Raw genomic sequence first — 26,989 nt, forward strand, 5'->3', positions numbered from 1 at the left:
AGAATGTTGCTCTAATTGGCGTGTCGAGCAACAAAAAGCGGAAAGTTTTCCCGACTTTGTAGCTCAAAACCACAAAATCAACAACAAAAAGCGGAAATATCGTTCGCGCACTACAGCGCAATGCGAAGGCAGATCGTCACGCAAAGCGCTATTCAACAACGCCGTTAGAAATCAGCTCGCGCGCAACTTCGCGATACTCCTTAGCAGTCTTATGCTCCGGAGCAAAAATCGTAATCGGAACCGCCGCAACAGTGGAATCCGGCAGCTTAATCGAACGCGAAATAACAGAATGCAGCACGCGCCCCTGGAAAGCTTCGTAAATCCTTTGCAAAACCTCTTCGCTGTGCAAAGTGCGTGTAAACATGGTAACGAGCACGCCGAACACTTGCAAATCTGGGTTAATTCGGTGCTGTACTTTTTCAATCGACTGCATAAGCAGCGCCACGCCTCTAAGCGCAAAGAACTCCGCAGCAACAGGAATAATCACACCATCCGCCGCCGTAAGCGCGTTTACAGTGAGCAAGCCAAGCGAAGGCTGGCAGTCAATAATAATAACGTCGTATTCGTTACGAACTTTGCGCAACACGCCAGCCAAAATCTGCTCGCGACCAACCTCGGTAACAAGCTGCACCTCTGCAGCAGAAAGATCAATGTTTGCAGGCATAACGTCAATGTTTTCGGTGGCAGTGTGACGAATCACATCGTGCACGTCTACAGAAGAATCAAAAAGCGCCGTATAAACCGTGTTATCAAGCGCGTTCGCATTAATCCCAAGCCCCACCGTTGCAGCGCCTTGCGGATCGAAGTCAACAATTAAAACTCGCCTACCGTATTGACTCAACGCACCAGCGATATTGATGGAGCTGGTGGTTTTACCAACGCCACCCTTCTGGTTACACATAGCAATAATGCGCGCAGGACCGTGCGTTGTAAGCGCATCGGGCGCGCGGAAAGTCTCATATTCGCGTCCAAGTAAATCAGTAGGCATAAACTTCAGTCTATCAAAAGGTATGTTCAGTGAATCGATGCGTCGTTGTGTATCTATCTCGCGCGCGGATGACTCATAACATACGCCTCCATAAGCGCATCTGGGCTTATATGCGTATAAATTTGCGTTGTTGTAACGGACGCGTGCCCAAGCAGCTCCTGCACAGTGCGAACATCGGCGCCGCCCGAAATCAAATGTGTTGCAAATGAATGTCGAAGCGTGTGAGGATGCAATTCTTTGCCAATTTTAGCCATTTTGCCAGCGCGCGAAATCGCCTCCCACGCGGATTGGCGAGATAGTGATTTGCCGCGTTTGTTGAGGAAAATCACGTGAGAATTTGCGGATTTTGATGATGAGTTTAATGGCGACTTGAGTCGCGACTTTGCGGTTGCTGGCGACTTTTGCGCGCGACTTGCAAGAATAGGTCTGGCATTAGCTAAATAATCGCGCAACGCGCGTACCGCACACTTTCCAATCGGCACAAGCCTCTGCTTTTGCCCCTTGCCACTAAGCCGCACAACCGATTCCGTCAAATCAATATCCTCGAATTTTAAGCCAACCGCCTCGCTCACGCGCGCGCCAGTCGCGTACAAAAATTCCACAAGCGCACGGTCTCGAAGCGAGACGGCATCCGTGCTACCAAATCCGCCAGCAGCATCGATTACGCGCTCCACTTCGCTAATGCTGAGCACGTCTGGAAGATGCTCCGCTTGCTTTGGCGCTTTGACTTCTGCAGAAGGGTCGCTTGCGATTTGCGCGTTGGAAAGCATGAATTTGTTCCACTCGTGGATGCTTGCGATTCGCCGCGCAATCGTGCGAGGTCCTAAGTTTTGCGATGACATTGCTTGTGATGACATTGCGCGCACGTATTCTTCAATATCTAGTTGCGTGATTTCATTAACATCGTTTATTTTTCGGGCTTCGCGCAGCCAGTTCGTGTATTTTGTAAGATCCGACTCGTAAGCTTCAACGGTTTTTGGCGAAAGCCCGCGCTCCACGCTTATGTGGTTTAGAAACTGCTGGATTTTTGGGGAAAATGGCGATTGCTGCGATTCGGTCATATGTCAATTATATGCCGCTCGAATCTACCACTTCGAGTTGCGTAATGCGCAAGCAACCGCAGAATCGCTAAACGCCACGCCAACAATCTGCTCGCCGCTTTGCGCGCTTTGAATCAGCTGACTTTGCCAATCACCTGCACAATCAAGCGCAAATCGAAGCTCGCGCAAATCGCCAGCCGACTCATCGCAAGCAACCGCGCGCTCCTTATACTTATATTCGCGCCAAGAATCAGCCTTAGCAAAAAACGCGCGCTCATCGCTAGCAACCGCCGAATCGCCATCGCTCCTCTCAAGCATCTTCTTCGCAAAACTCAACTCCTCAATCACACTCCCAAGCAAATCCGCAACATTTCGCCGATTTTCCGCAACCATTGCACGCGTGCGATCTGGATCCGTAAGCGCCACTCGCGTCATATCTCGCCAAGAACCAGCCGACATTTGCAACGCAACATTGCGATTTTCGCTTCCGCACAAAACGTTCGCCAGCGCTGTAGAAACAACGTGCGGCATGTGCGAAATCAGCGCCGCCGAAGCGTCGTGTATAGAATCGTTCAACACAAGCGCGCGATTGCCACACAACGACACAATAACGCGCAAAACCGCCAAAAACCGCCAAAAATCACTATTCTCATCAACGCTAACTGCCCAAAGCGCGCCGTTCAGCAGCTGCACGCTAGACGCCTGCCAACCCGTAAACTCGCTGCCAGCCATAGGATGCGCGCCAATATAGCAATCACCAAGCCCCGCTGCCTTAACCTGCTCGCGCACAAGCCCCTTAACGCTACCAACATCCGTCAAAGTTGTGTGCTGTTTGTTGATTCCGCGCGAAATCTCGCCAAGAACTTCTGGCATAGAGGCAAGCGAATTGCATAAAATCAAAACATTTGGCTGCATGCGCGCAAGCTCCGCAACGCTTTCAACGCAAGTGATTCCAAGCACCCTCGCCTCTTTATACATTGTTTGATGGCGATTATACGCGTACACTTTGCAGGAGCCAGTCGCAGCCAAACGCTTTGCGATTGATCCGCCAATAAGTCCAAGTCCAACAATACCAACAGAAAATTTTTTAGAAAATCCAACATCTTCTACCATAATAATTCTCTTTCTGCACGCATTGTGTTCAAAGCGCTCAAAGCATCAACTAGAGCATCGCCTGGAGCATCAATACACACTCCGCCATTAGGCAGCATCCAATCATTCATAACCGGATTATCTCTATTATCAGAAGGATACACTGCTAAAACTCGCACCCAATCACCATGTTCAACAACTTCTTGAATCATAGCTTTGCACGTAGAATCCCAAGGAGCAGCATCAACAGTGGCAATAAAACTATATAAACCATCTTGACCTTTAATCGGCCTAGACATAAAAGAAGTCATATTAAGACCATGATCGCGCACAACGTCAAGCAAATTTGCTAGCACTCCAGCACCTGTACAACGCGGAATAAAAGCAATAATCGAAGAAAAAGATGAATAGCATTCGCGATGCATACTAACAAAATTGAAAGCCTCATCTCTAGGAGCTAACACTAAAAACTCAGTGCGCGCGCCAGAAAAATCTTCAACAGCTTCACTCACAATCCGCCTATTGTATAAATCAGCACAAATTTTAGGGCACAAAGCAACTTCGCCAGGAACTAAATCCCTACAAGCAGCAGCGTTTGAAGACGCAGTTTTTTCTTTCAATCCATGCTTTTGAGCAAACTTACGGCATTGTGCCAACGCGTGAGGGTGAGCAACAATAGTCGAACAGTTATCGATTGAATCCGACTGGCAAACAACAGCATCAAAACTTATATCAACGCCCAAGCGAGCAATGCCAACCATATTTTTTGCATCAATTAATAGATCTAAATTAGGTATTACTACGCCTTCAATATTGTTTTCCCACGCAATAATACCCAAATCGTGACAATCTTCAATTTTGCTAGCGATATTACGAATATTCTCACACGCAGTTGGAATAAGACGCAAAGCACCTAACGATTTACATTGTTCTTTAACTTTTAAAGCAGCTTGATGAGTAAAAGAACCTTCCGGCCCTAAATAGCATAATTTACGAGCATTATTACTGTTCTTATTACTATTCATGACTATATTGCTATTCATGACTATTCCTCAAAACTACTCTAAGACTGTAAGACTTTAAGACTCTAAGACTGTAAGTAAGACTACTGCATAATGCTATTTTTGCACAAACATGCAGCAAATTCACCTATAAAAATTCACCTATAAACTAACTTACACTTATTTAGCACCGCTTATTTAGCATCAGAGATAACAAAGAATTTATTAGGGATAAAAAGCAAAACTACGTGAACAATAATAATGCCATAAAGCCAAAAATATCCAGCATTTTGCGCAATCCACGGAAGATTATCCGCGCCAAAACCAACGGCAACAAGCACGCCTCGAAACGCGCCAAAAATCCTAAACCATCCAAGCGCAATCATCCACACAACCGAACAGCACACAATTGCGTGCAAAATAAAGCCAAACATGCCACAAAGCATGCGAGCAAAACACGCGCTCAAAGTAACAAGCAAAAGCGCGATTACAAGACCGTACGGAAAGTTGTACATAGCGCCCATTCGATGCGCAAAAGTGCCCAAAACCGCGCAAAATGCCGCCAAAACGCATAAAGCCGCACACTTGCTAGCAAATAGCACGGAATGCGACTTTATGTTAAACATCATTTTAAGGAATCACGCAGCATTATTTTGACGACGCTGCTTAGCACGCCACTTATACCATTCATCACGGCTCAAAATGATCTTGCGCACGCGAATCGACTCAGGCGTAACTTCCACACACTCATCTTCGTTAGCAAAGTCAAGCGACTCTTCCAAGCTCATCTTAATTGGTGGAGTCAAAGTCTCAAGCACATCTGCTGTAGAAGAACGCATGTTAGTCATATGCTTAGCAAGCGTAATGTTAACGTCCAACTCGTCTGGCTTATTGTTAATACCAACGATTTGACCTTCGTACACAGGGCTTTGCGGATCCACAAAGAACACGCCACGCGCCTGCAAACGCTGCATAGCATAAGGCGTTGCAACACCCTTACGATCGCAAACCATGGAGCCGTTTTGACGAGTTACAATCTGACCAGCCCATGGAGCATAGCCTGCAGAAATAGAGCTTGCGATTCCCGTTCCGCGAGTCGCAGAAAGAAGAGCTGTGCGGAAGCCAATAAGACCACGCGAAGGAACAGTAAATTGCAAGCGAATCCAGCCAGATCCGTGATTGCTCATAGAATCCATGCGACCCTTGCGATCCGCCATAAGCTGCGTAACAGTACCCATGTATTCTTCTGGAACATCAATCGTAGTGTTTTCCATAGGCTCGTTAATTTGGCCGTCAATCGTCTTAGTAACAACTTGAGGACGACCAACTGTAAGCTCGTAGCCTTCGCGACGCATTTGCTCCGCCAAAACTGCCAACGCCAACTCGCCACGACCCTGAACTTCCCAAGCATCTGGGCGGTCTGTTGGAAGAACCTTAATAGACACGTTACCAATAAGCTCGCGATCAAGCCTATCTTTAATCATGCGCGCTGTAAGCTTGTGATCCTTACCTTCTGTGCCAGCAAGCGGCGAATCGTTAATGCCGAAAGTCATGGAGATAGCTGGGTCGTCAACGTGAATCAATGGAAGAGGCTTTGGATCGTTCTGATCTACAATCGTCTCGCCAATCATAATGTCATTAACGCCTGCAACTGCAACAATATCTCCAGGACCTGCAGATGCAACAGGAGTTCGCTCCAAGCCTTGCGTGCGCAAAAGCTCAGAAACACGGAAGTTTTCAATAGAGCCGTCTACACGAGAAAGCCCGTAAGTCTTACCCTTTTCCAAAGTGCCATTGTAGATTCGCACTAAGCCGAGGCGGCCAAGGAAGTCGGAAGAATCAATGTTTGCAACGTGAGCCTGAAGAGGTGCGCCTTCCTCGTACTCTGGTGCTGGAATGTTGGAAATAATGGAGTCAAAAAGCGGCTCCAAATTATCATTGTCTGGCAAACCGCCGTTTTCTGGCTGATTCAAGGATGCATAGCCAGCTTTTGCAGCGCAATAAATAACAGGCAAATCAAGAAGCGAATCAATATCTAGGTCGATTCCTTCTTCAACAACGTCTTGTGCAAGACCGAGAAGCAAATCTGTAGCTTCGCTCACAACCTCGTCAATACGCGCGTCTGGACGATCCGTTTTGTTAACGCACAAAATCACTGGCAACTTTGCCTCAAGAGCCTTGCGTAGAACGAATCGAGTTTGTGGAAGTGGACCTTCGGAAGCGTCAACAAGCAGCACAACGCCATCAACCATGGAGATGCCGCGCTCTACTTCGCCACCAAAGTCGGCGTGACCTGGGGTATCGATTACGTTGATTGTAATTCCCTCTGGGTGACCGTACTTTTCTGCGAGCGGGCCAGTGTATTGCACAGCAGTGTTCTTGGCAAGAATGGTGATGCCTTTTTCGCGCTCAAGGTCGTTGGAGTCCATTACGCGGTCTGGCACTTCTTCTCGCTCAGAGAATACGTGCGACTGCTGAAGCATGGCATTTACGAGCGTTGTTTTACCATGGTCAACGTGCGCTACGATTGCCACATTTCTTATATCACCGCGAACAGTCATTACAAACCTCTTCCGTTTTATTTAGCCAAACCTAGACGAGTTTACTCGCGGCTTTAGACACGCCGCTTATGCAATCGCAGATTCACGCAATCGCAGATTCGCTGGCACCTTCTGGCAAATACTTGTCGTATCCTTCTTCTTCCAACTCGTCTGCAAGCTCCGGTCCTGCCGTCTTTACAAAGTGACCTTGCGCAAAAACGTGAACAATATCTGGCTTAATGTACTTTAGGATTCGCGTGTAATGCGTAACCATCATAATTCCCAAACCAGTGCTTTCTTTGGCGCGATTTACGCCTTCCGAAACAATTCGCAAAGCATCCACGTCTAGACCAGAATCCGTCTCGTCTAAAATCGCAAACTTTGGCTTTAAAATCTCTAGTTGCAAAACTTCCGCGCGCTTTTTCTCGCCGCCCGAAAATCCCTCGTTTACAGAGCGAGACGCAAATTTTGGGTCCATTCTTAAGCGCTTCATTGCTTCGTTAAGCTCTTTAACCCACGCGCGCAAAGTCGGAGCCTCTCCGCTCACTTCTGTTTTTGCTGTGCGCAAAAAGTTCGTCATCGAAACACCAGGTACCTCTACCGGGTATTGCATTGCAAGAAACAGCCCAGCTTTTGCGCGCTCGTCTGGAGTCATCTTCAAAATATCTTCGCCGTCTAAAAGCACCTGACCCGAATCCACTTCGTACTTTGGGTGACCTGCCAAAGTGTATGCGAGAGTAGACTTTCCAGAGCCATTCGGACCCATAATAGCGTGCGTTTCGCCAGAATTAACTGTAAGATTTACGCCCTTTAAGATTTGCTTGCGCCCCTCCTTTGTTTCTACAGACGCGTACAAATCCTTGATTTCTAAAGTTGACATGTTTATCTCCTATTCTTCGGTTGCTGGCGATTTTTCCGCATTTACAGATTCTGCGGCTGCTTGCGATTCTTCCGTCTTAGCTAAACGCCTCTCAATCGCAGCCATCAAATGATCTACGATTTGCGGCACGCCAATCTCCTCAATAAGCTCGTTAAAGAATCCGCGCACAACAAGCTTTCTCGCATCCGCTTCGCTCACGCCGCGAGATTGCAAGTAAAACAGCTCCTCGTCGTCGAATCTGCCGACAGAACTTGCATGACCTGCGCCAATAATATTTCCATTTTCGATTTCTAGATTTGGCTCCGAATCGGCAATCGCGCCAGGAGTTAGCACCAGGTTTCTGTTCAACTCGTACGAATCCGTGCCTGGAGCTTCTGGCTTAATAAGCGCGTTTCCAACCCATGTAGAATGCGCTCCTTTGCCGTAAAGCGCGCCCTTATACACTACTCGCGACTTGCATTCTGGGTGATTGTGCACAACCATCGTACGATGCTCAACATGCTCGCCTGGATCCACAAAATACATGCCAAGCATGTTTAAATCGCCCTTTTCGCCACCAAAATCCTGATCCATGCGGATTCGCACAACGTCTCCGCCAAGCGTGACCATTGTGTGACGAAGAGACGCACCAGCACCCACGTGAATCCTATGATTTCCAACGTGTTTGCTGCCTGAATCCCACTCTTGAATGAACGTTGTAGAAACGTGCGCGTTATCTCCAAGAATGATTTCTACGCCTTCAGCAAGCTTTGCAACTCCCGTGTGCTCTACAATAATATCCGCGTTTGTGCAGGAATCGGCTTCAATCACTAAGTGCAAAGCGTCAAGAGATTTCGCAGCGTCTAGCGATTGCAAGTTATTCCCATGAATTTGCAATATTATTGGCTTTGTAACTTCGCCACAAACATGCAAAACGTACGCCGACTTTGCAGAATTCCACGCAACAGCAGCCACGCGATCCGAAGGCTTCATATCTGTATGCGGAGCCTCGTTTTTAGGCAAAATTTGCATCGTTACATGCGAATCGCCATCAACGCCTTTTAGCTCCACAGCAACGTTGTTAGATGGCTTAAAACTATCAAAAAACTCGGAAATTCGCTCAACTGGAGTGTATCGCCAATCTTCCTGCTTCCTAGTTGGAATCGTAAAGTCTTGCACATTAAAAGAGCGCACGGATTTATCTGCACTAGAAGGCATTGCAGCAGGAACCGCGTAAGGATCATTAGGGTCTGCTACAGGAATATTAATTTCTTTTTCCGTCATTTTATTGCCTAAATTCTTTTTCAGATCTTCGCTCATCACCCCACGGATCCTTCCATTTGCAATTCCACAAGACGATTAAGCTCCAGAGCATACTCCATAGGCAACTGGCGACTAATCGGCTCCACAAAGCCGCGCACAATCATGCCCATAGCCTCTTTTTCTTCAAGCCCTCGACTCATCAAATAGAAAAGCTGATCTTCGGAAACCTTAGAAACAGTGGCCTCATGAGCCATTGAAACGTTATCTTCGCGCACGTCAACATGCGGATAAGTGTCGGACCTTGAAAAATCGTCAACAAGCAAAGCGTCGCACACAACTGAAGAGCTAGAGCCGCTAGCGCCCTTAACAATCTTCACAAGACCGCGGTAAGCAGAGCGTCCACCGCCGCGCGAAATCGACTTAGCAACAATCGTAGAACTCGTGTGCGGAGCCAAATGAATCATCTTCGCACCCGTATCTTGGTACTGACCGCGGCCCGCAAAGCTCAAAGACATGGTTTCTGCTTTTGCGTACGGCTCAGCAAGAATGCATGCAGGATACTTCATAGTAGCCTTGGAGCCAATGTTTCCATCAACCCACTCCATTGTGCCACCTTCGCGCACGTAAGCTCGCTGAGTTACCAAGTTGTATACGTTATTTGACCAATTTTGCACGGTTGTGTAGCGCACGCGCGCATGCTTTTCTACAACAATCTCAACGTTTGCAGCGTGGAGCGAGTCCGTGGAATAGATCGGAGCTGTGCAACCTTCAACGTAATGCACGTACGATCCTTCGTCTGCAATAATCAACGTGCGCTCAAACTGCCCCATGTTCGGCGTGTTAATGCGGAAGTAAGCCTGAAGCGGAATATCTACATGCACGCCTTTTGGCACGTACACAAACGATCCGCCACTCCAAGCCGCTGTGTTAAGAGCCGCAAACTTGTTGTCGTCAACTGGAATCACAGTTGCAAAATACTTTTTTACAAGCTCTGGATACTTTTGAACTGCTGTATCCGTATCCACAAAAATAACGCCTTGAGCCGCTAAGTCCTCGCGAATCGAATTGTAAATAACTTCCGACTCGTACTGTGCTGCAACACCTGAAACTAAGCGCTTTTTCTCCGCTTCTGGAATGCCAAGCCTATCGTAAGTTTTGCGAATATCTTCTGGCAAATCATCCCAAGTTTTCGCTTGATCATGGACAGGGCGCACGTAGTATTTAAAATCGTCTGCGTCAAAACCGCTTAAATCCACGCCCCAATCAGGCATCGGCTTTTGTAGAAACGCGCGATAGCCTTGCAAACGAAGGTTTAGCATCCACTCTGGCTCGTGTTTGTCGGCAGAAATTGCACGAACAACCGACTCATCAATACCCTTCTTAGCAGCTTCGCCTGCAGCATCCGAATCATGCCAGCCATAATTGTACTCACCAAATTCGGCAACGATTTGCTCATCTTGGCGAATTTTCTCTTCGTTTACGCGAGCGCGATCTGCCACATACTGGCTCATTTCAACGTCTGCGGCGCTGGATTCGTTTTGATTCGCTACATTCTCATTCAATGATGCGCTTGATTCAGGCTTATTTGAATCATCAACCACTGTTTTACCCTCCTATCAAGCTTATAAATCGATTATACATTTAGCCACGCAACGCACGCTCCGAGATTTTTGACTTTGCGCGATTTTGCCACCAAACGTGACTCAAATCACATCTTTGCATTCTCTGCATAAACGTTGTCCGCATAAATGAAAATAAAGAAAAATACTTTATTTTTTATTGCATTTTTATTAAAATCTTATTTAGAAAGGTGGTAATTTAGATGACAACAAATACAGTGAACATTAATTTCAAGCTAAATGCAGACGATAAACGACTTATGGAAAATGTTTGCCGAGAACTAGGACTTTCAATGAGTGCAGCATTCACAATATTTGCTAAGAAAGTTGGAAGAGAACACAGAATACCATTCGAAGTTTCAGCAGATCCGTTTTACAATCCAGAGAATATAAGTCGTCTGAAAAAATCCATAGCACACATGGAAGAAACAGGCGGAACTATACACGAGGTCCCGCTCGATGATTAAAGCCTGGACAGATGAAGCGTGGGAAGACTTTGAGTACTGGTCTAAGCAAGATAAGAAAACTCTTAAGAGGATCCTTCAGCTTCTTAAAGATATTGATCGCAACGGATACAACGGCATAGGTAAACCAGAACCTCTGAAAGGTGATTTTTCTGGATACTGGAGTAGACGGATTGATGACTGTAACAGAATAGTTTACCGAATCGATGGAAACATAATGAGAATAGTTCAGTGCGGTTCACATTATGATAGATGATCGCAAAATCTACGCACGCGGGAAGGCTTGCGAGTAACGCTGTTTAAGAGCCTGAATAGAAACATGCGTGTAGCGCTGCGTTGTGTTAAGCGATGAATGCCCCAAAAGCTCCTGAACCTCGCGAAGGTCCGCTCCCCCGTTGAGCATATGCGTTGCAGCACTGTGGCGAAGTGCGTGCGGCGCCACATCGGGCACGTTTGCAGCCGCAGCGGCAGCGTGCACAATATCCCTAACAACGCGCTGATCGATACGTTTTGCGCGCACGCCCAAAAACAACGCTGGCGAGCTTGCGGCAGATTTTTCTTGCAGCGCACTCCTCCCACAGTCAAGCCACTTTTTACACGCTTTTGCAGCAGGAACACCGAATGGTACTACACGCTGCTTGTTTCCCTTACCTGTAACTTTTACAGTGTGATTTTCAAAATCCATATCTTGCACATTAAGACCCGTAAGCTCCCCCACACGCATGCCCGTGGCATATAAAAGCTCTAAAATCGCAGCGTTTCTGAGTGCGATTGCATACTCTTGTTTCGTTTTTATTTGCGATTTTAGTGGCGTATTTTCTTGATGCTCGGTTGCTGGCGACTTATCCACAGCATAATCTTCAGAACGATCCTCAGCACAATCCAACAACTTTTCCGCCTGCGACTCGTCTAAAACCGTAGGAAGCTCATTAACAATCTTAGGTGTATTAAGAATTTGCGCAGGATTCGCATTAATTAAACCAACGTGTGTAGTCCAAGCAAAAAAACCGCGCACAGCTACCACTTTGCGAGCCAAACTAGAGCGCGCGTGATTCTTATTAAGCCAATACATCCATTGACGCAGAACGCTTGTAGACACAGAATTCAAATCAGAAAAATCGTTTACACCACACCATTCAAGGCATTGCAAAACATCTACCCTATATGCGCGAAGAGTGCGACTTCCAAGGCCTTTATTTGAACGCAAATAATCAATATACCGATCGGATAAGTCGGAAGCTTCCGTTGATGATACTAAACCATTGTCAAATAATAAATCATTATTATTACGACTGCTAGCCATAGAACCGCCTCAAATCGACTATATTAAAGCAATCAGAAAGATCTAATTACCGCTTTCTCCGCTAGACTTACGCCTTCTATCCAACACGTGCCAAGCTTTATCTGCAGCAGCAAGCTGAGCCTTACGCTTACTAGAGCCATCCGCCTCACCCAACAGCTCGTCGCCGTTTTCATGCGCCAAAACCGCGCGCGCATGGAACACAGGCGCATAATCTGGACCAGAAACCGACATCCTATATTGCGGCTCGTCAAGCCCCATCTCGTGCGCCAAAACAGTAAGCGAAGTCTTCCAATCTAGAGCAGGACCTTCTGTAAGAACCTCCGCCAAAGTGTCATCAATCAAACGATGCACTACAGCGCGCGCCTCGTCAATGCCATGCTCAACAAAAGTCGCGCCAATAAGCGCCTCAACAATATCGCACAAAATCGAGTCTTTTTGAGCGCCGCCATGCTCCATCTCGCCATGACCCAAAAGAATATACGGTCCAACGTGCAACTTATCTCGCGCAACCGCGCTCAAAGCCCACTCCGAAACAGCCTTAGCGCGAAGCTTAGCCAACTGACCTTCCGTCATATCTGGGTGCGCAGAAAACAGCGTTTCTGTAGAAACAAGCTCCAAAACAGCGTCTCCCAAAAACTCTAGACGCTCGTAGTTTTTAGTGCCTGGATGCTCGTGCGAAAACGAGCGATGAGTGAGCGCCTCAACAAGTAAATCTGGCGAAATCGTAGTACCGAGCGCGCGTAAAAGCTCCTGAGTAGGGTCACCATTTTGCGTGTGTCCGTCTTTAGAACGCGTAACACCTATGCTGCTAGTTCTAGCATTTTCTGGATGATTTGGGTTCTGATAACCGCGATTTTGAACGTCATTTTTTACATCATCTTGAATGTCATGCTGATCTTTTGTATTGTTCCCACTCATATTTTCAACATTATAGCGCATGCGTTGAAGTCGTTGATTTACAACCTCATGCAATTTCAAGCTCAATAAAAGCGTGCAAAAACACAAGAACCCTGCCACCCGTCGATGGCAGGGTTCTTTTTTAAAATACAACCTACTTGGTGTGCGCAGAGCGAATTGCTTCGCGATACACGCGACCGCGGAAGTTACCGCAGGTTGGGCAAGCCATGTGAGACAACGCTGGCGAACCGCAGTTCGGGCAGGTAATAGTCTGCACGGCAGAAGCCTTCCAATTGGCGCGACGCGAATGAGTATTAGCGCGCGAGGTCTTGTACTTTGGCAGTGCCATAATCTTTCCTCTATTTCGTTCAACCGATTGAGCTTAAGCGTTCTGTATATTACAGCAAGCGCCATACATTATTCAGAAACACACTACATGGCAGGTCGTCGTTCGCGCGTTACAGCGCTCTATTCCTCGCGGCTATTAGTAGCCGCTCGGCTGATTTGGCATGTAAAGTCCACTGGACTTTACATTTGAGCCAAATCACGCTTTGAAGGAGCTTGAAATGCGTTATGCAATTTCAAGCTCAGTCAAAGCGCAAGTAAGGTAGAGATTCGAGGTTTTTCGCAGCTAGCGAGGCGAGCCTCAGCATGAAATGGTGACTCGCCGAGAGAGCAAGAAAAATCGAGAATCTCGGTGATGAAAGCTACGCAATTGTTCAAGCACGTAAGAGGGCTGGGTGATTCTTGGTCGAACAGTATAAGAGCGGCAGCCGATACCAAATAATCCAAATGATCAACCACTACAAACAAACCTCAATCCAAAAACAGAATCAAAGCCAAAACGGAACAACCGCAACAACAGACAACACGTAATAGGCAGAGCGTTGTGAGACAAGAAACACCCAGCCCTCACACAACAACAAACAAGGATTTTATTCAGGCAGATTGTTGTGATTCAAGCTTTTGCTTAAGTCCCTCAAGCGCCGCAAAACGAATATCCGTAATATCGTGATGATGATCTGGATGCTCGTTCAAGTTTTCTCCACATTGCGAGCAAAGGCCCTTGCAATCTGGCTCACACAAAGGTTTAAGCGGCAGCTCGCTAACCATTGTGTCCCTAATAAATGCCTCGATATCAGCAAAGTCGCCTCCGCCAACCAGTGGATACACGTTTCCAGAATCGTCGCCCTCGTCCCAAATATCAGCATCTTCTAAATCATCATTATCGCCATTAGATCTATTAGATTTAGAATTATTGGAACGCGCACCACCCTTGCTTTCCACCTGTGCAAAGAACGCGCACACATCGACGCTCCAATTCCTATGCAACGGCATCAGGCATCTAGAGCACTCTGCGTGTACGCGCGCTGTAATCGTGCCCTGGAACATAAGCCCATCCACTACGGAATCAAAGTTGCCGTCTACTGTAACATCGCTCCCTGGCTTCACGCCAATAACGCTGTCTCCTATACCTTCTGGCGCCGGGAACACGCGATGCAATTGCATGCTACTTCCTGCTCGTGCCGCCATTTGCGCAACTGGTACCGCCCATAAAGACTGGGAGGGATGCGATGCCATTTTTAGTTCCTTTCTTCGCTTTCGTTTACAACTTCTCCATTAACTTGTCTGTTAATCTCGTCTTGCACATGCGCCGCCGCACGCCTGCGTTCTTCTAGAACTCGCTGACCTGCTTGAACATCCTGCTCTAGCTTGTCTAACTGCTGTTTTAAACCTTCCATAACCGTAGCACTGTACTGATCTGCACCACGCGTGAGTTTATCAGCCTTTGCCTGAGCCTCGTTTACGATTCCTCGCGCCTGATTTCTTGCAATAGCGACCACGTTTTCTTGCCCAGCCAAGAATTTAGCTCTCTCTTGTGCTTCTTCAATCATCTGAGCAGCCTGGCTTTGCGCAGAGCTTACGATTGAATTTGCTTGAGCCTGAGCTGTGCGCAAGCGTCTCTCTGCCTCTCGCATTAATGCACTCGCGCGCTCAAGTTGCACTGGTAGCATGTCTTTTAACCTAGATAAGTAGTCGCCGAATTCTTCGCGATCAATCTTTGCCATTCCAGCAGAAAACAGCACGCCTTTTGCTTCATTTAACGTAGTTTCCATTGTGTCGATTATGTCGTAAACTGTTGTGAATTCTTCACGCGACTTTGTTCGCACTTCTTCGCTTACTGTTTGCGGATTAGCGGCTTTAAACACGTTTTCTTTTTCATCTTCAAATTCTATTGCACCACCGTCTTCGCGTTCACGCAAATCTGGCATTGGGAACAAGTTTTGCGCATTATCGCCAGCAGCCGCAGAATCAGCAGAAGAATCGCCAGCAACCGTAGAATCGCCAGCATTATCATCCTTAGTCTTATTTGCCGCAGGCACTGCGTCGTAAGATTCAAAAGCAGCACTGGGCGAATCATCGTTGTTTGCAATCACTGGATTTAATGGCAACTTTTGGCTGCGATTTGCCGATACTTGGCTTTCCATTGTGTCGTCTTCGTTTTCGCTCATTTTTTCTCCTTCGCTAAGTAGCTGCTCTCTGTTTCTCCTAATAATTTTATTTTATTATTTTAATTTTATGACTTTATTGTACGTATTTTTGTGATATTGCACTTGTTTTAGAAAAAACGTTCTGTAAAAGTGGAACCACATTATCTGGTACCATTCCAGAAACGTCTCCGCCGTGACGAGCAACATCTTTTACAACGGAGCTAGAAACATGTTCCAAAATAGGGTCTGCAGGCAGGAACATGGTTTCTATCCCAGCAAGCTTGCGATTAACCAGAGCCATTCCAAGCTCCGCCTCATAGTCACCATTTTGGCGCAATCCTTTAACTATTACGGTTGCGCCGACTTTTTTGCAATAATCTGTGATAAGACCATCTGTTGAGGCAACAACTATTTTGCACGCTGGCGACTGTGCTGCTCCGCATAAAGGTGGAGCAAATTCCCCGACTGGAAAATCATTTTTTAGGTTTTTAACAGCATTGCGAATAATATCCACACGCTCCGATTCGGAAAACATTGGCGTTTTTGCCGCGTTAACAGCCACCAAAACATGCACTTCTTTAAAGAGATGCGTACAACGTTGTATCACGTCTAAGTGTCCGGCTGTAACGGGATCGTAGGAGCCTGGGCAAACAGCTATAGTCATGCTTTTAGATTACCACGAATCTGCCACTATCCAGACACAAGCCGCAACTAGCATATTTTGCACGAGTTTGTACTGGATTTACTGCGTATTGTGTCGTTCGCGCGTTACAGCGCGCTCACGTCTTCGCCGCACGTAAAGTCCACTGGACTTTACGTTTGAGCGGCTCAGCGCTACGAATTGCCTTTTCGCGCTACGCTCTAAGCGAAAAGGCAGGTCGTCGCGCACTAATCGTAGATAGGCATAGGACTATGATTGGCTGCAGGTAAAAGTCGCTTATAAAAGTCGTAAAGAACGCGCTTTAAGTTTGATTACTAAAATCGCAAGAAAGGATTGAAAATGCTTGATTCTTTTGATTTCTCAAAGTCCGAAGCAAAGTCCGAAGTAAAGTCTTACACAAACTCTTCCGTACTCATGACAGACATGTACGAGTACACAATGCTCGACGCAGCACTAAAAGACGGCACAGCAAATCGCAAATGCGTTTTTGAGATTTTTACTAGGCACCTTCCTCAAGGCCGCCGCTACGGAGTGGTAGCAGGCACAGGCAGAATCCTAGAGGAGCTAGCGCGATTCCACTTTAGTGACGAGGACTTACGATTTTTGCAAGACCGCAAAATCGTTAGTAAAGACACCATTAAATGGCTAGAAAACTACCATTTTAGCGGCAAAATCCGCGGTTACAGAGAAGGCGAAATGTTCTTCCCAGATTCGCCGATTTTGCAAGTTGAAGGCACTTTTGGCGAGTGCACGTTGCTAGAAACGTTGCTACTTTCCGTGCTTAACTACGATTGCGCAGTGGCGAGCGCCGCCGCACGCATGGTTTCCGCGTCTGCTGGAAGGCCGTGCATGGATATGGGTGGCAGGCGCACAAACGAGTGGTCGGCTGTGGCTGCTTCTCGCGCGGCGGTAATCGGCGGTTTTAAAGGCACGGCAAACCTGCTTGCGGCAAAGCTTTACGGGCTTAAGGCGATTGGAACGGCCGCGCATTGCTTTACGCTTGTGCACGATTCGGAGCGCGATGCCTTTGAGTCACAAATTGCAGCACTCGGAAAAGGAACAACGTTGCTTGTAGACACATACAACGTAGAAGAGGCTGTTAAAACCGCCGTGCAAGTTGCTGGTGCGGATCTTGGCGGTGTGCGCATTGATTCGGGCGATTTGTGCGTTATGGCTCGTCGCGTTCGCGCTCAGCTCGATGCGTTGGGTGCTAAAAATACTAAAATCACGGTTACGAACGATTTGGACGAGTATGCGCTCGCATCTTTGCAAAATGCGCCAGTTGATTCCTACGGCATTGGAACAATGCTTGTTACAGGTTCGGGCGCGCCTACTTGCGCAATGGTTTATAAGCTTACGGAGCGCGAGGGCACAGATGGAGTTATGCAACCTGTTGCTAAGAAGTCTAAGAATAAGGCGACTGTTCCAGGGCGTAAGCTTGCGTACCGTTCCTACGATTTTAGCGGCGGTGCGAATGGCGGCGTGGCTAGCAATGGCGTAGCCGATTGTGAGCATGTAATTTCTGGCTCGGAGAGTGCGCTCGCGACTTTTAAGCCGCAAGATTCTTGGGAAGATTTGCTAGTTGACTACGTGCAAAATGGCGAATTTAATACAGAGTTTATGGGTCATGACGCAATTATGCGCGCACAGGACTATTGTGCTAAAGCACTTAGCAGACTTCCGATTTCTGCTCAAAGTCTTATGCGTGGAGACCCTGCTATTCCTACAGAAATCAACGTTTTAGGCTAAAAGCCCAGATTGTTCATCTCTTCGTAGATTTTTTTGCACTCTGGGCAAACAGGGTAGTCGTTAGCTTCGCGTTTTGGAATCCACACTTTTCCACACAGTGCTACAACTGGGCGCCCAGTCAAGCGCGATTCGATTACGCGATCCTTGGAAACGTAGTGTGCAAAGCGGTCTGCGTCACCGCCATCGTCCATTCGCGCTGATTCATCTACCTCTGGCTTTTCAAGTATGCTCGTGCTTGTGCTAGACCCAGAATCTGGGAGGCTTTGTGAATCGTCTTCCATAACAGCGTTCAAATTAGCAGCGTTTGGATCTTCGCTATACTTTGAATCATTTGAAAACGTCATTGCATCCCTTTCGTACAAATCGCGCTTTGTTGATTGCGACTCATGTTTATACAAGCATAAGTCATAATCGCAACAAATACTCGAATCGACAACTTCGAGCTTAACGCGTGAGTTATTAGCTAAACATATAATTGAGATTATGCTTGAAAATACGAACAGAACTCTTACAGCAGCAGCGGCACGATTGCGCCTATATAACACAGCAACGCACAACACTAGCGGGTTTACAACAGTTACTCCTGGCCACGTTGGGATGTACGTGTGTGGCGCAACTGTGCAAAGCTCGCCTCATATAGGTCATATTCGCGCAGCAATCGCCTTCGATGTTGTTCGCCGATGGCTTTTGCGCCTTGGCTACACTGTTACTTTTGTTAGAAATGTTACAGATATTGACGATAAAATCATCAAAAAAGCTAGCGAAAATGGCCAAACATGGTGGCAGCGCGCCTACATTTACGAGCGCGAGTTTACTGAAGCTTACAACACTCTTGGCGTTATGCCGCCTACTGTGGAGCCGCGCGCGACTGGTCACATAAACGATATGGTGGAGCTTATACAGCGCTTGATTAATCGCGGACACGCATACGCAATAACAGGCGCGAATGGCAATCCTACTGGAAACGTGTATTTTAGTGTGCCAAGTTGGCAAGATTACGGCGCGCTAACGCATCAAAATGGTAATTCAGACGGCAGCAATAGCGACGACAAATCCAGCAAAGCCGACAAATACAATCCAGTTGACCCTGCTGACGCAAGCCCAGATAAGCATGATGCTCGCGATTTTGCGCTTTGGAAGGCACCTTGCGATTTTGACCAAAAAGACGCGCGCTGGAACACGCCGTTTGGAGCAGGACGCCCAGGTTGGCACATTGAATGCTCGGCAATGAGCCACCGCTATCTTGGCGATGCTTTCGACATTCACGGCGGCGGACTAGACTTGCGCTTCCCACATCACGAAAACGAGATGGCGCAAACACTCGCTGCTGGATGGAAAAGCGCAAACGTGTGGATGCACTCCGCGTGGGTTACATCTAAAGGCGAAAAAATGAGCAAATCTCTTGGAAACGGTCTTTCTGTTCCATCTGTTTTGGCTCAAAAATCCGCGTGGGTCGTGCGATACGCGCTAGGCGGCGTGCAATATCGAGCAATGCTTGAGTGGTCGGATCAATCTTTGAACGAGGCACAATCGGCTTACGATCGCATATCTAACTTCCTCGAGCGCGCTGGTCGCGTAATCGAAAATCAGCCAGATTATGCGGAAGTTCAAAGCGTTGATGCAGATAATCTTCCAGAAGATTTTACTAAAGCTATGAACGACGATATTAACGTTTCGGGCGCGTTGGCTGCGATTTTTACTGCGATTCGCTCTGGTAACGCGCTTTTGGATGACTATGCGCAAAATCAAAACGAAAATCAAAGCAACGGCATTAAAAGCCTTATTAAGACTTGTGTTTTGCAAGTTCGTGCAATGCTAGACACGCTTGGACTAGACCCCTACTCTCCACAATGGCGCAGCAACGCGCAAAAATCGCAAGATTTGGGTACGGATGCGAATAATGGCGCAAGCGCGGAGCATAAGGTTCTTGAATCTTTGATTGCAAATCAGCTTGAACAAAGGGCGATTGCACGCGCAGCTAAGGATTTTGCACGCGCAGACGCGATTCGCGACTCTTTAACCGCCGCTGGCGTTGTAATCGAAGATTGCGCACAAGGGTCATCGTGGCATTTGTCTTAAGTAAAAGCAATGTAAACATAATAAAAAGCAATACAACAAAACATTCCAAACAACCTGTAGAATAGAGCAATTATGGCAGCATTTAGTTCGTTAACAGAAAGACTTTCTGGCGCATTCAAACACTTGCGCAGAAAAGGGAAATTATCCGACGCAGACATCGACGGCACGATTCGTGAAATTCGCCGTGCGCTTTTAGACGCAGACGTAGCTCTAGATGTTGTGCGATCATTTACCGCTAAAATTCGCGAGCGCGCACTAGGTGAAGAAGTTTCTAGCGCACTGAATCCTGCTCAGCAAGTTGTGCGAATTGTAAACGACGAGCTTACAAACGTTTTGGGTTCAGGCGTTGATAGACCGCTGAATTTTGCAAAATATCCACCAACTGTAATCATGCTTGCTGGTTTGCAAGGCGCTGGTAAAACAACGCTCGCTGGAAAGTTGGGCTACTGGCTTAAGGATTCGGGTCATACGCCTTTGCTTGTTGCGGCGGATTTGCAACGTCCTAACGCTGTTACGCAGCTTGAGGTTGTTGCAGAGCGTGCAGGTGTGGCGATTTTTGCGCCAGAGCGAGGCGTGCAAAGTGACGGTGGTAGCGAAGTTGTTTCGGCTGGTTTAGCCACTGGGGACCCTGTTAAAGTTGCGCGAGATTCTATTGACTACGCGCGCGCAAAAATGTACGACACGGTTATTATCGATACCGCTGGTCGCCTTGGCGTGGACGATGCTCTTATGCAGCAGGCGCGCGAGATTCGCGATGCTGTTAATCCGCAAGAAATTCTGTTTGTTATAGACGCCATGATTGGTCAGGACGCTGTTCGTACGGCTCAAGCGTTTAACGAGGGCGTTGACTTTACGGGTGTTGTGCTTTCTAAGTTAGATGGCGATGCACGAGGCGGCGCTGCGCTATCTGTTGCAAGCGTTACAGGAAAGCCGATTTTGTTCGCTTCTACTGGCGAAGGTTTGAAGGATTTTGAGATTTTCCATCCAGATAGAATGGCTTCAAGAATCCTCGACATGGGCGATATTCTAACGCTTATTGAGAATGCGCAAAAACAGTTTGACGAGGAAGAGTCTAGAAAAGCTGCCGCTAAAATATCTGAAGGAACTTTTGGACTAGACGACTTTTTGGATCAGCTTCAGCAGGTTAAAAAGCTTGGTTCTATGAAGAAGATTCTTGGTATGATGCCTGGAATGGCAGCGCACAGACAGGAACTTGAGCAGTTTGATGACCGCGAGATAGACCGCACGGAAGCTATTATTCGTTCGATGACGCCTAAAGAGCGCAAAGACACCAAGATTATTGATGGTTCTAGGCGCGCGCGCATTGCAGCTGGCGCAGGTGTTCCAGTTTCTGCAGTGAATGCGCTTTTGCAACGCTTTGAGCAAGCAGCTAAAATGATGAAGCGAATGAGCAATGGCGGCGGCGCAGGAATGCCTGGAATGGGCGGAATGCCTGGGTTTGGCGGTCCTGGCGGAAAGTCGAAGCGTAAAGACAAGAAGAGCAAGAAGAAGGGTGGAAAGTCTGGTAATCCTATGCGTCGCGAGGCCGAGGAGCGCGCGCTTAGAGAACGCTTGTCTGGAAATTCTTCTGCAAATAGTGCAAATGATGACGCGAATGGCGAGTCTGCTTTTATGAAGAAGAAGCAGGACTTGCCTAATAATTTGCCAGAAAATCTTCAAAATCTTATGAGTGGCGAAGGTGACTTTGCTGACGAAATGCCTGATTTACCGCCTAATTTGGGCGGCGGACTCGCAGGTCTTTTCGGCAGATAACGCGAATAATACGAATAATCAGTAGATGATTTACGCTATTTTACTTGCGATTTTACTTGTTGCACTTGTTTTGCTTCTAGCTTGGCAGCTACTTAGGTGGCTGCCAGCTGGAGCGGATAGACTAAAGCCACTGCCATATGTTATTGCATTGCTTCCAATTGCGCCGTTTTGCGCTGCGCTTGGGCTAGTCGTCAGCGCTGTGGCTGCAGTTGCAACACGATCGCAAAATGAATTTTATAAATCTTATTTATTTTTGTGCGTAGCATATGCGCTGTTGTTAGTAATCTCTTTAAAATCGTATACGCCGTATTGGGCAGTAAGATTGCGGCGAATAAAACAGGAAAAATCGCCAGAATTATCACTAGAAAAATCGAGAGAAATCCGCGTTATGACGCTTAATTGCAGATATGGTCGCGCAAACGCAAGTCAAATAATAAAGTTAGCAAAAACGCATAAAATCGATACGATTCTTTTACAAGAAGTAAGCAAAAAACTTGTAAAAAACCTTGAAAAACTTGGGATTAAGCGCGATTTTCCACATGTGCAATTGGGAAGCGCGAGCGGACATGAAAATGGCGGCTTTAACGCGATTTATACGCGACTAAGCAATGTTAAATCTTTTGGTAAGTCGATTAAGATTGATGCAGCAAACGTGCCAATTGTTACGTCGGTCACTTGCGACTCATCCGCGGAAAATCTTTTAATAACATTCGCTTCGGCGCATCCAAAGTCGCCTATGCGCGGATGTGCGGCTTGGAGCAGCGGAATAATGGCGCTTGCAAAAATCGGCGAAAATCACAATGAAAACAACGTCAAAAAAGTCACAATAATCGGCGGAGACTTAAACTCCACTCCAGATCACCCAAGCTTTAGAGCGCTACTAAAATCAGGCTTTTTAGACGCATCAATGCAAATCGGCAAGCGACTAAAGACTTGGCCAACGTGGCAAAAATGGCCGAATCTTGCACTTGACCATGTGCTAGTAAAATCAACAGGATGCAACGCTATAGCCACAGAGCAACGCGCGATTCGCGTGGATGGAAGCGACCACTTTGCGTTAATCGTTTGCGTTTCAATCCACATCTAGTCACCGCCTTCTTCGCGCGAATAACTATGCTCTTTGCATACAATACCCCACTAAGTCAGGTAGAGATTCGAGATTTTTCGCAGCGAATGAAGCAAACCTCAGCATCTTTGATGGTGATTCGCTGAAGTAGCAAGAAAAATCGAGAATCTCGGTGTTTAAGCAATACGCAATTGCTCAAGCACGTAAGAGGGCTGGGTGATTCTTGGTCGAACAATATAAGAGCGGCAGCCGATACCAAATAATACAAATGATCAACCACTACAAACAAACTTCAACCAAAAACAAAATAAAAGCCAAAACGGAACAACCGCAACTCTAGACTACACGTAATAGGCGGAGCGTTGTGCGAATCGACGACTTCGAGCTGCATAATGCGCGAGAAGTCACCTCGATTCGCTGAGCTTGCTCAAAGTTGAAAGCACAGTGTGCTTTCAACGCAAGCGAAGGCGCGAGCGCGGCTAATCCGCGCGAACGTAGAATTAGCCAGCCCTCATACAACACCAAACAGAGAATTTCGCGCGCTACGCTCTAAGCGAAAAGGTAGGTCCTGTCGTTCGCACGGTCTAAGCGCGCGAACGTCCACGCAATCAGTCATAATAGAAAAGTTATTCGCGTGAATCGAAGCCCTCTTATCGACCACGCGAGGAACAGTGGAACTCGCAAGGAGTGCCCCACACCCGAGCGAAATTCTACGACTCTAGTTATAAGGAGAGCCATTTTGGCAACCAAGATTCGTCTTAAGAGATTGGGCAAGAAGTTCTACGCCTTCTATCGCGTTGTAATTTCTGATTCGCGCAACAAGCGTAACGGCAAGTCCATCGAAGAGATCGGCATCTACGATCCAAACAAGCAGCCATCTTTGATTCAGATTAAGTCTGACCGCGCACAGTACTGGCTTGGCGTTGGCGCACAGCCAACCGAACCAGTGTTGAAGCTGCTAAAGATTACTGGCGATTGGCAGAAGTTCAATGGTCTTGAAGGTGCAGAAGGCACTTTGAAGACTGGCGAAGCTGGTCCAGACGCACAGGCTCGCGTTGAGGCTGTAGAAGCCGAAGCTCAGAAGCTTAAGGCTGCTAAGTCCGAAGCCGCTGCAAAGGCTCAGGCTGCTGCAGAAGCCGCTAAGAACGAAGCTGAAGAAGCTCCAGCAGCAGATGCTGAAGCCGAGGAAAAGGCTGAGTAATTATGCTGGCTCAAGCTGTGGAACATCTCATTAAAAACATCGTTGATTTTCCAGATGACGTGTCCGTGCGTTCTCACGAAAACGCTCGCGGCGAACTCTTGCGCGTGCGCGTAAATCCAGAAGACATCGGTAGAGTTATTGGAAGAAACGGTCGTACCGCTAATGCCATTCGCGTTGTTGTACAGGCTTTAAGCCGCCACAACGTTCGCGTTGACATTATGGACGTACGTAAGTGAGATTGAACGTGGCTAAAAACCAACTTTTTGACGACCCTCAGCAAGGTTCAAACAACCTACTGAGGGTTTGTCGTATTGGAAAAGCGCAAGGACTAAAAGGCGAAGTCACTGTCCAAATTTTTACCGACGAACCTTATGAGCGCTTTAAAGCAGGCAATGTGCTTTACACGCAAGACGGCGAGCGCGAGTTTACAATCGAGTCTGCGCGAACGTTTAAAAGCCGTTGGATTTTGCTTTTTGAACAAAGTCTAAATCGCAACGATGCAGAGGCCTTAAACGGTTTAGAGCTTTACACTAAGGCTCAAAGCGCGCAAGAGTTAGAGCAAGAAAATGCTTGGTATATTAAGGATTTGGTGGGTCTTAGCGCGCGCATTTGTGAGAATAATTCACTTGGAGTTGCGCCGCGTGAAATCGGCAAAGTCGTAGACGTTATTGATGGTGCTCAATCATTGCTTAAAATCCGACTTTCAACTCCTGTTGGCGATGATAAAACTGCGCTAGTGCCTTTCGTTCAAGCACTGGTTCCAGAAGTTAATCTTAAAGAAAAATATTTAACTTTAGATCCTCCAGGTGGATTAATCCCAGGAATCTAAAACACATGATTTAAGCTTAAAGGCTTTATAAAATGCAAATCGACATAATCTCCGTGTTCCCTGAATATTTTCGCATGCTAGATTTGAGCTTGCTTGGTAAAGCGCAAGATAATGGCTTGCTTAAAATCAACGCGTATAATCTTAGAAAATGGACGCATGACGTTCATCAATCGGTTGATGATACGCCAGTTGGTGGCGGCGCTGGAATGGTTATGAAGCCAGAAGTGTGGGCGGAATGCCTTGATGAGCTGCTTTATAATGGAGATGACGCCGATAATGACGATAACAAAGCCGATATTGGCGATAACGGCACAGTTCTAATCTTCCCAAACCCTTCTGCCCCACTGTTTTCGCAAAAAGACGCTACACAATTAGCAAGCGCAAAGCGACTTGTATTTGGGTGCGGACGCTACGAAGGCTATGACGCGCGAATCCCAGAATACTATCAATCGCGCGGAGTAGATGTGCGCGAATATTCCATTGGCGACTACGTTCTTAACGGCGGCGAAGTGGCTGTTAGCGTTATGGTAGAGGCCATTACGCGCTTGATTCCAGGCTTTATGGGTAACCCAGAGTCGATTGTTGAAGAGTCGTACACTGGCGCGGATGCGATTCTTGAGCATCACCAATACACTCGTCCCACAACTTGGCGCGATATTAGCGTGCCTGCGATTCTTACTTCGGGCGACCACGCTAAAGTGGATCGCTTCCGCAGAGATGATGCACTAGCGCGCACGAGCCAGATTAGACCAGATTTAATTGAGAAACTTGATTGCAAGTCGCTTAGTAAGCAAGATAGAAAAACGCTGATTAGCCTTGGGTGGGAGGTTTCTGGCGATTCGCCAAAGCGCGCCAACCTGTAAAATTTAGCTGCGCTAGCGCGATTTCTTACTTGATGTTGCGTGAGGGCTGGCTAATTCTACGCTCGCGCGGATTAGCCGCGCTCACGCCTTCGCCGCACGTAAAGTCCACTGGACTTTACATTTAAGCGGCTCAGCGAATCGAGGTGACTTCTCGCGCATTATGCAGCTCGAAGTCGTCAATTCGCACAACGCTCTGCCTCTTACGTGTTGGTTGTTGTTGCGGTTGTTCCGTTTTGGCTTTGATTTTGTTTTTGGGTTGAGGTTTGTTTGTAGTGGTGGCTCATTGGATTATTTGGTATCGGCGCCGCTCTTATATTGTTCGACCAAGAATCACCCAGCCCTCTTACATGCTTGAACAATTGCGTATCACTTAATCACCGAGATTCTCGATTTTTCTTGCTCTCTCGGCGAGTCACCACCTTCGGTGCTGAGGCTCGCCTCGATAGCGGCGAAAAATCTCGAATCTCTACCGCACTTGGTCACGCTCTAAACGCGAATAAAGGTCAATTAGTAGATTGAATGAACATAACAGCAGTTTCGCCATAGTTGCGCGTGTCGAAAATCTCCCACCCAGCACAAATCTTAGGCGCAACACTGCGCGCGCTACGCTCTAAAACAATAAGCGTGTCAGCTGCGGCACTTACAACGCCCTTACTGACCATATTCTCAATCAAAAGCTCAACTTGCTCTGTCTCTAATGCGTACGGCGGATCCACAAACACCAAATCGAACGCTTCACCGCTGTAGTCTTGTACGAACTGCTCTGCGCGTCTTTTATTTACGCGAGCGCTTAAATCTTCACTCCACGCGCCTTGACTTTGTAGTACTTTAACAGTTTTTGTTATTAACGCCGCCGCAGCTGCGTTCGCTTCTACGCACACGAGTTCTCTTGCGCCCCTAGAAATCGCTTCTACACCTAACGCCGCTGTGCCAGCGAATAAGTCGAGTACTCGAGCACCATCGCATACTCCCCATGAGTCGAGCCTAGAAAAAATCGCCTCTTTTGTGCGATCTGTTGTTGGTCTTGTACATGACTTTGCAGCGCATAATGGCGTGCCTTTAAATCTTCCTGCAATTACGTGCATGTTTTAAGCATATCATTTTAAATTACTTAGACTTGTGTCGAATTTTGTTATTGATATACTTGGAACGGTCATTTGTTTATTTATATAAACAAATGTTGCTTAGCACTGGTTTCTGACGATTTATC

General features: G+C 47.2%; 27 protein-coding genes. 10 read left to right on the forward strand and 17 right to left on the reverse strand.

Annotated elements, in window-relative coordinates:
• Positions 1–148: 148 nt before the first annotated feature.
• From HXT20_RS04930 to sufB, 9 genes are all read right to left on the reverse strand, one after another.
• Entirely contained in the window at positions 149–988 is an 840-nt protein-coding gene (locus HXT20_RS04930) for a ParA family protein (protein ID WP_004113420.1), read from the reverse strand.
• Positions 989–1,041: 53 nt separating this feature from the next.
• Complete coding sequence (locus tag HXT20_RS04935) at positions 1,042–2,049, reverse strand: site-specific tyrosine recombinase (protein WP_101891795.1); 1,008 nt, start codon at positions 2,047–2,049, stop codon at positions 1,042–1,044.
• A gap of 24 nt (positions 2,050–2,073) precedes the next feature.
• Positions 2,074–3,141, reverse strand: coding sequence for a prephenate dehydrogenase (locus HXT20_RS04940; RefSeq protein ID WP_422114279.1), 1,068 nt, complete (start codon positions 3,139–3,141; stop codon positions 2,074–2,076).
• Positions 3,135–4,163: a prephenate dehydratase gene (locus HXT20_RS04945; protein ID WP_004113425.1), complete on the reverse strand. Its 1,029-nt coding sequence runs from the start codon at positions 4,161–4,163 to the stop codon at positions 3,135–3,137. Before HXT20_RS04945 ends, HXT20_RS04940 begins: the two co-directional genes overlap by 7 nt.
• Before the next feature lie 152 nt (positions 4,164–4,315).
• Positions 4,316–4,750: a hypothetical protein gene (locus HXT20_RS04950; protein WP_004574855.1), complete on the reverse strand. Its 435-nt coding sequence runs from the start codon at positions 4,748–4,750 to the stop codon at positions 4,316–4,318.
• Between the two features lie 9 nt (positions 4,751–4,759).
• Positions 4,760–6,682: a translational GTPase TypA gene (typA, locus tag HXT20_RS04955; protein ID WP_004114597.1), complete on the reverse strand. Its 1,923-nt coding sequence runs from the start codon at positions 6,680–6,682 to the stop codon at positions 4,760–4,762.
• Between the two features lie 82 nt (positions 6,683–6,764).
• Complete coding sequence (sufC, locus tag HXT20_RS04960) at positions 6,765–7,541, reverse strand: Fe-S cluster assembly ATPase SufC (protein WP_004113429.1); 777 nt, start codon at positions 7,539–7,541, stop codon at positions 6,765–6,767.
• Positions 7,542–7,550: 9 nt separating this feature from the next.
• A complete protein-coding gene (gene sufD / locus HXT20_RS04965) occupies positions 7,551–8,840 on the reverse strand; it encodes a Fe-S cluster assembly protein SufD (RefSeq protein WP_422114280.1) in 1,290 nt (429 codons plus the stop codon).
• Positions 8,840–10,384 carry a Fe-S cluster assembly protein SufB gene (sufB, locus tag HXT20_RS04970; protein WP_004125320.1) on the reverse strand — a complete coding sequence of 515 codons (1,545 nt, stop codon included), beginning with the start codon at positions 10,382–10,384 and terminating at the stop codon, positions 8,840–8,842. Before sufB ends, sufD begins: the two co-directional genes overlap by 1 nt.
• A gap of 221 nt (positions 10,385–10,605) precedes the next feature.
• Here sufB and HXT20_RS04975 point away from each other — a divergent pair, with 221 nt between their 5' ends.
• Together HXT20_RS04975 and HXT20_RS04980 are read left to right on the forward strand one after the other, a co-directional pair.
• Positions 10,606–10,869 (forward strand): type II toxin-antitoxin system RelB/DinJ family antitoxin, encoded by a 264-nt coding sequence (locus HXT20_RS04975; RefSeq protein ID WP_004113434.1) that lies wholly within the window; start codon positions 10,606–10,608, stop codon positions 10,867–10,869.
• On the forward strand, positions 10,862–11,122 hold the full coding sequence (locus HXT20_RS04980; protein ID WP_004113436.1) for a Txe/YoeB family addiction module toxin: 261 nt from the start codon (positions 10,862–10,864) through the stop codon (positions 11,120–11,122). The genes HXT20_RS04975 and HXT20_RS04980 overlap by 8 nt, the downstream gene beginning before the upstream one ends.
• Before the next feature lie 9 nt (positions 11,123–11,131).
• Here the strand turns inward: HXT20_RS04980 and HXT20_RS04985 are convergent, their stop codons facing one another.
• The 6 genes from HXT20_RS04985 to coaD form a co-directional block, all read right to left on the reverse strand.
• Complete coding sequence (locus HXT20_RS04985) at positions 11,132–12,169, reverse strand: tyrosine recombinase XerC (RefSeq protein ID WP_004574908.1); 1,038 nt, start codon at positions 12,167–12,169, stop codon at positions 11,132–11,134.
• A 42-nt stretch (positions 12,170–12,211) separates the two neighbouring features.
• Positions 12,212–13,108 (reverse strand): ribonuclease III, encoded by an 897-nt coding sequence (gene rnc / locus HXT20_RS04990; RefSeq protein WP_422114281.1) that lies wholly within the window; start codon positions 13,106–13,108, stop codon positions 12,212–12,214.
• Between the two features lie 112 nt (positions 13,109–13,220).
• Positions 13,221–13,415, reverse strand: a complete 195-nt coding sequence (gene rpmF / locus HXT20_RS04995; protein ID WP_004113441.1) for a 50S ribosomal protein L32 — start codon at positions 13,413–13,415, stop codon at positions 13,221–13,223.
• 590 nt (positions 13,416–14,005) lie between these two features.
• Positions 14,006–14,647: a YceD family protein gene (locus HXT20_RS05000; RefSeq protein ID WP_422114282.1), complete on the reverse strand. Its 642-nt coding sequence runs from the start codon at positions 14,645–14,647 to the stop codon at positions 14,006–14,008.
• Positions 14,648–14,649: 2 nt separating this feature from the next.
• Positions 14,650–15,579, reverse strand: coding sequence for a hypothetical protein (locus HXT20_RS05005; RefSeq protein ID WP_004574876.1), 930 nt, complete (start codon positions 15,577–15,579; stop codon positions 14,650–14,652).
• A gap of 73 nt (positions 15,580–15,652) precedes the next feature.
• A complete protein-coding gene (gene coaD, locus HXT20_RS05010; protein WP_016828843.1) occupies positions 15,653–16,222 on the reverse strand; it encodes a pantetheine-phosphate adenylyltransferase in 570 nt (189 codons plus the stop codon).
• 336 nt (positions 16,223–16,558) lie between these two features.
• Here coaD and HXT20_RS05015 point away from each other — a divergent pair, with 336 nt between their 5' ends.
• Positions 16,559–17,968: a nicotinate phosphoribosyltransferase gene (locus HXT20_RS05015; protein ID WP_422114283.1), complete on the forward strand. Its 1,410-nt coding sequence runs from the start codon at positions 16,559–16,561 to the stop codon at positions 17,966–17,968.
• On the opposite strand, the gene HXT20_RS05020 is transcribed toward HXT20_RS05015, so the two are convergent.
• Positions 17,965–18,312, reverse strand: a complete 348-nt coding sequence (locus tag HXT20_RS05020) for a DUF3039 domain-containing protein (protein WP_014554407.1) — start codon at positions 18,310–18,312, stop codon at positions 17,965–17,967. The genes HXT20_RS05015 and HXT20_RS05020 overlap by 4 nt on opposite strands.
• A gap of 139 nt (positions 18,313–18,451) precedes the next feature.
• Here HXT20_RS05020 and cysS point away from each other — a divergent pair, with 139 nt between their 5' ends.
• From cysS to trmD, 7 genes are all read left to right on the forward strand, one after another.
• Positions 18,452–20,047, forward strand: a complete 1,596-nt coding sequence (gene cysS / locus HXT20_RS05025) for a cysteine--tRNA ligase (protein ID WP_422114284.1) — start codon at positions 18,452–18,454, stop codon at positions 20,045–20,047.
• Positions 20,048–20,119: 72 nt separating this feature from the next.
• Positions 20,120–21,820, forward strand: coding sequence for a signal recognition particle protein (gene ffh / locus HXT20_RS05030; protein WP_004117337.1), 1,701 nt, complete (start codon positions 20,120–20,122; stop codon positions 21,818–21,820).
• A 25-nt stretch (positions 21,821–21,845) separates the two neighbouring features.
• Positions 21,846–22,907 carry an endonuclease/exonuclease/phosphatase family protein gene (locus HXT20_RS05035; RefSeq protein ID WP_422114285.1) on the forward strand — a complete coding sequence of 354 codons (1,062 nt, stop codon included), beginning with the start codon at positions 21,846–21,848 and terminating at the stop codon, positions 22,905–22,907.
• Positions 22,908–23,625: 718 nt separating this feature from the next.
• The gene (gene rpsP, locus HXT20_RS05040) at positions 23,626–24,087 is read left to right on the forward strand and encodes a 30S ribosomal protein S16 (RefSeq protein WP_422114286.1); all 462 of its coding nucleotides are present in this window, start codon (positions 23,626–23,628) and stop codon (positions 24,085–24,087) included.
• A 2-nt stretch (positions 24,088–24,089) separates the two neighbouring features.
• Positions 24,090–24,323 carry an RNA-binding protein gene (locus HXT20_RS05045; RefSeq protein ID WP_004113470.1) on the forward strand — a complete coding sequence of 78 codons (234 nt, stop codon included), beginning with the start codon at positions 24,090–24,092 and terminating at the stop codon, positions 24,321–24,323.
• Positions 24,324–24,331: 8 nt separating this feature from the next.
• Positions 24,332–24,916 carry a ribosome maturation factor RimM gene (gene rimM, locus HXT20_RS05050; protein ID WP_004114567.1) on the forward strand — a complete coding sequence of 195 codons (585 nt, stop codon included), beginning with the start codon at positions 24,332–24,334 and terminating at the stop codon, positions 24,914–24,916.
• Positions 24,917–24,948: 32 nt separating this feature from the next.
• Complete coding sequence (gene trmD, locus HXT20_RS05055; protein WP_065189543.1) at positions 24,949–25,779, forward strand: tRNA (guanosine(37)-N1)-methyltransferase TrmD; 831 nt, start codon at positions 24,949–24,951, stop codon at positions 25,777–25,779.
• Between the two features lie 503 nt (positions 25,780–26,282).
• Here the strand turns inward: trmD and HXT20_RS05060 are convergent.
• A complete protein-coding gene (locus HXT20_RS05060; RefSeq protein ID WP_004117328.1) occupies positions 26,283–26,864 on the reverse strand; it encodes an RsmD family RNA methyltransferase in 582 nt (193 codons plus the stop codon).
• Positions 26,865–26,989: the final 125 nt, after the last annotated feature.

The organism is Gardnerella sp. DNF00109 (assembly GCF_049262845.1).
GTDB classification, from domain to species: domain Bacteria; phylum Actinomycetota; class Actinomycetes; order Actinomycetales; family Bifidobacteriaceae; genus Bifidobacterium; species Bifidobacterium vaginale.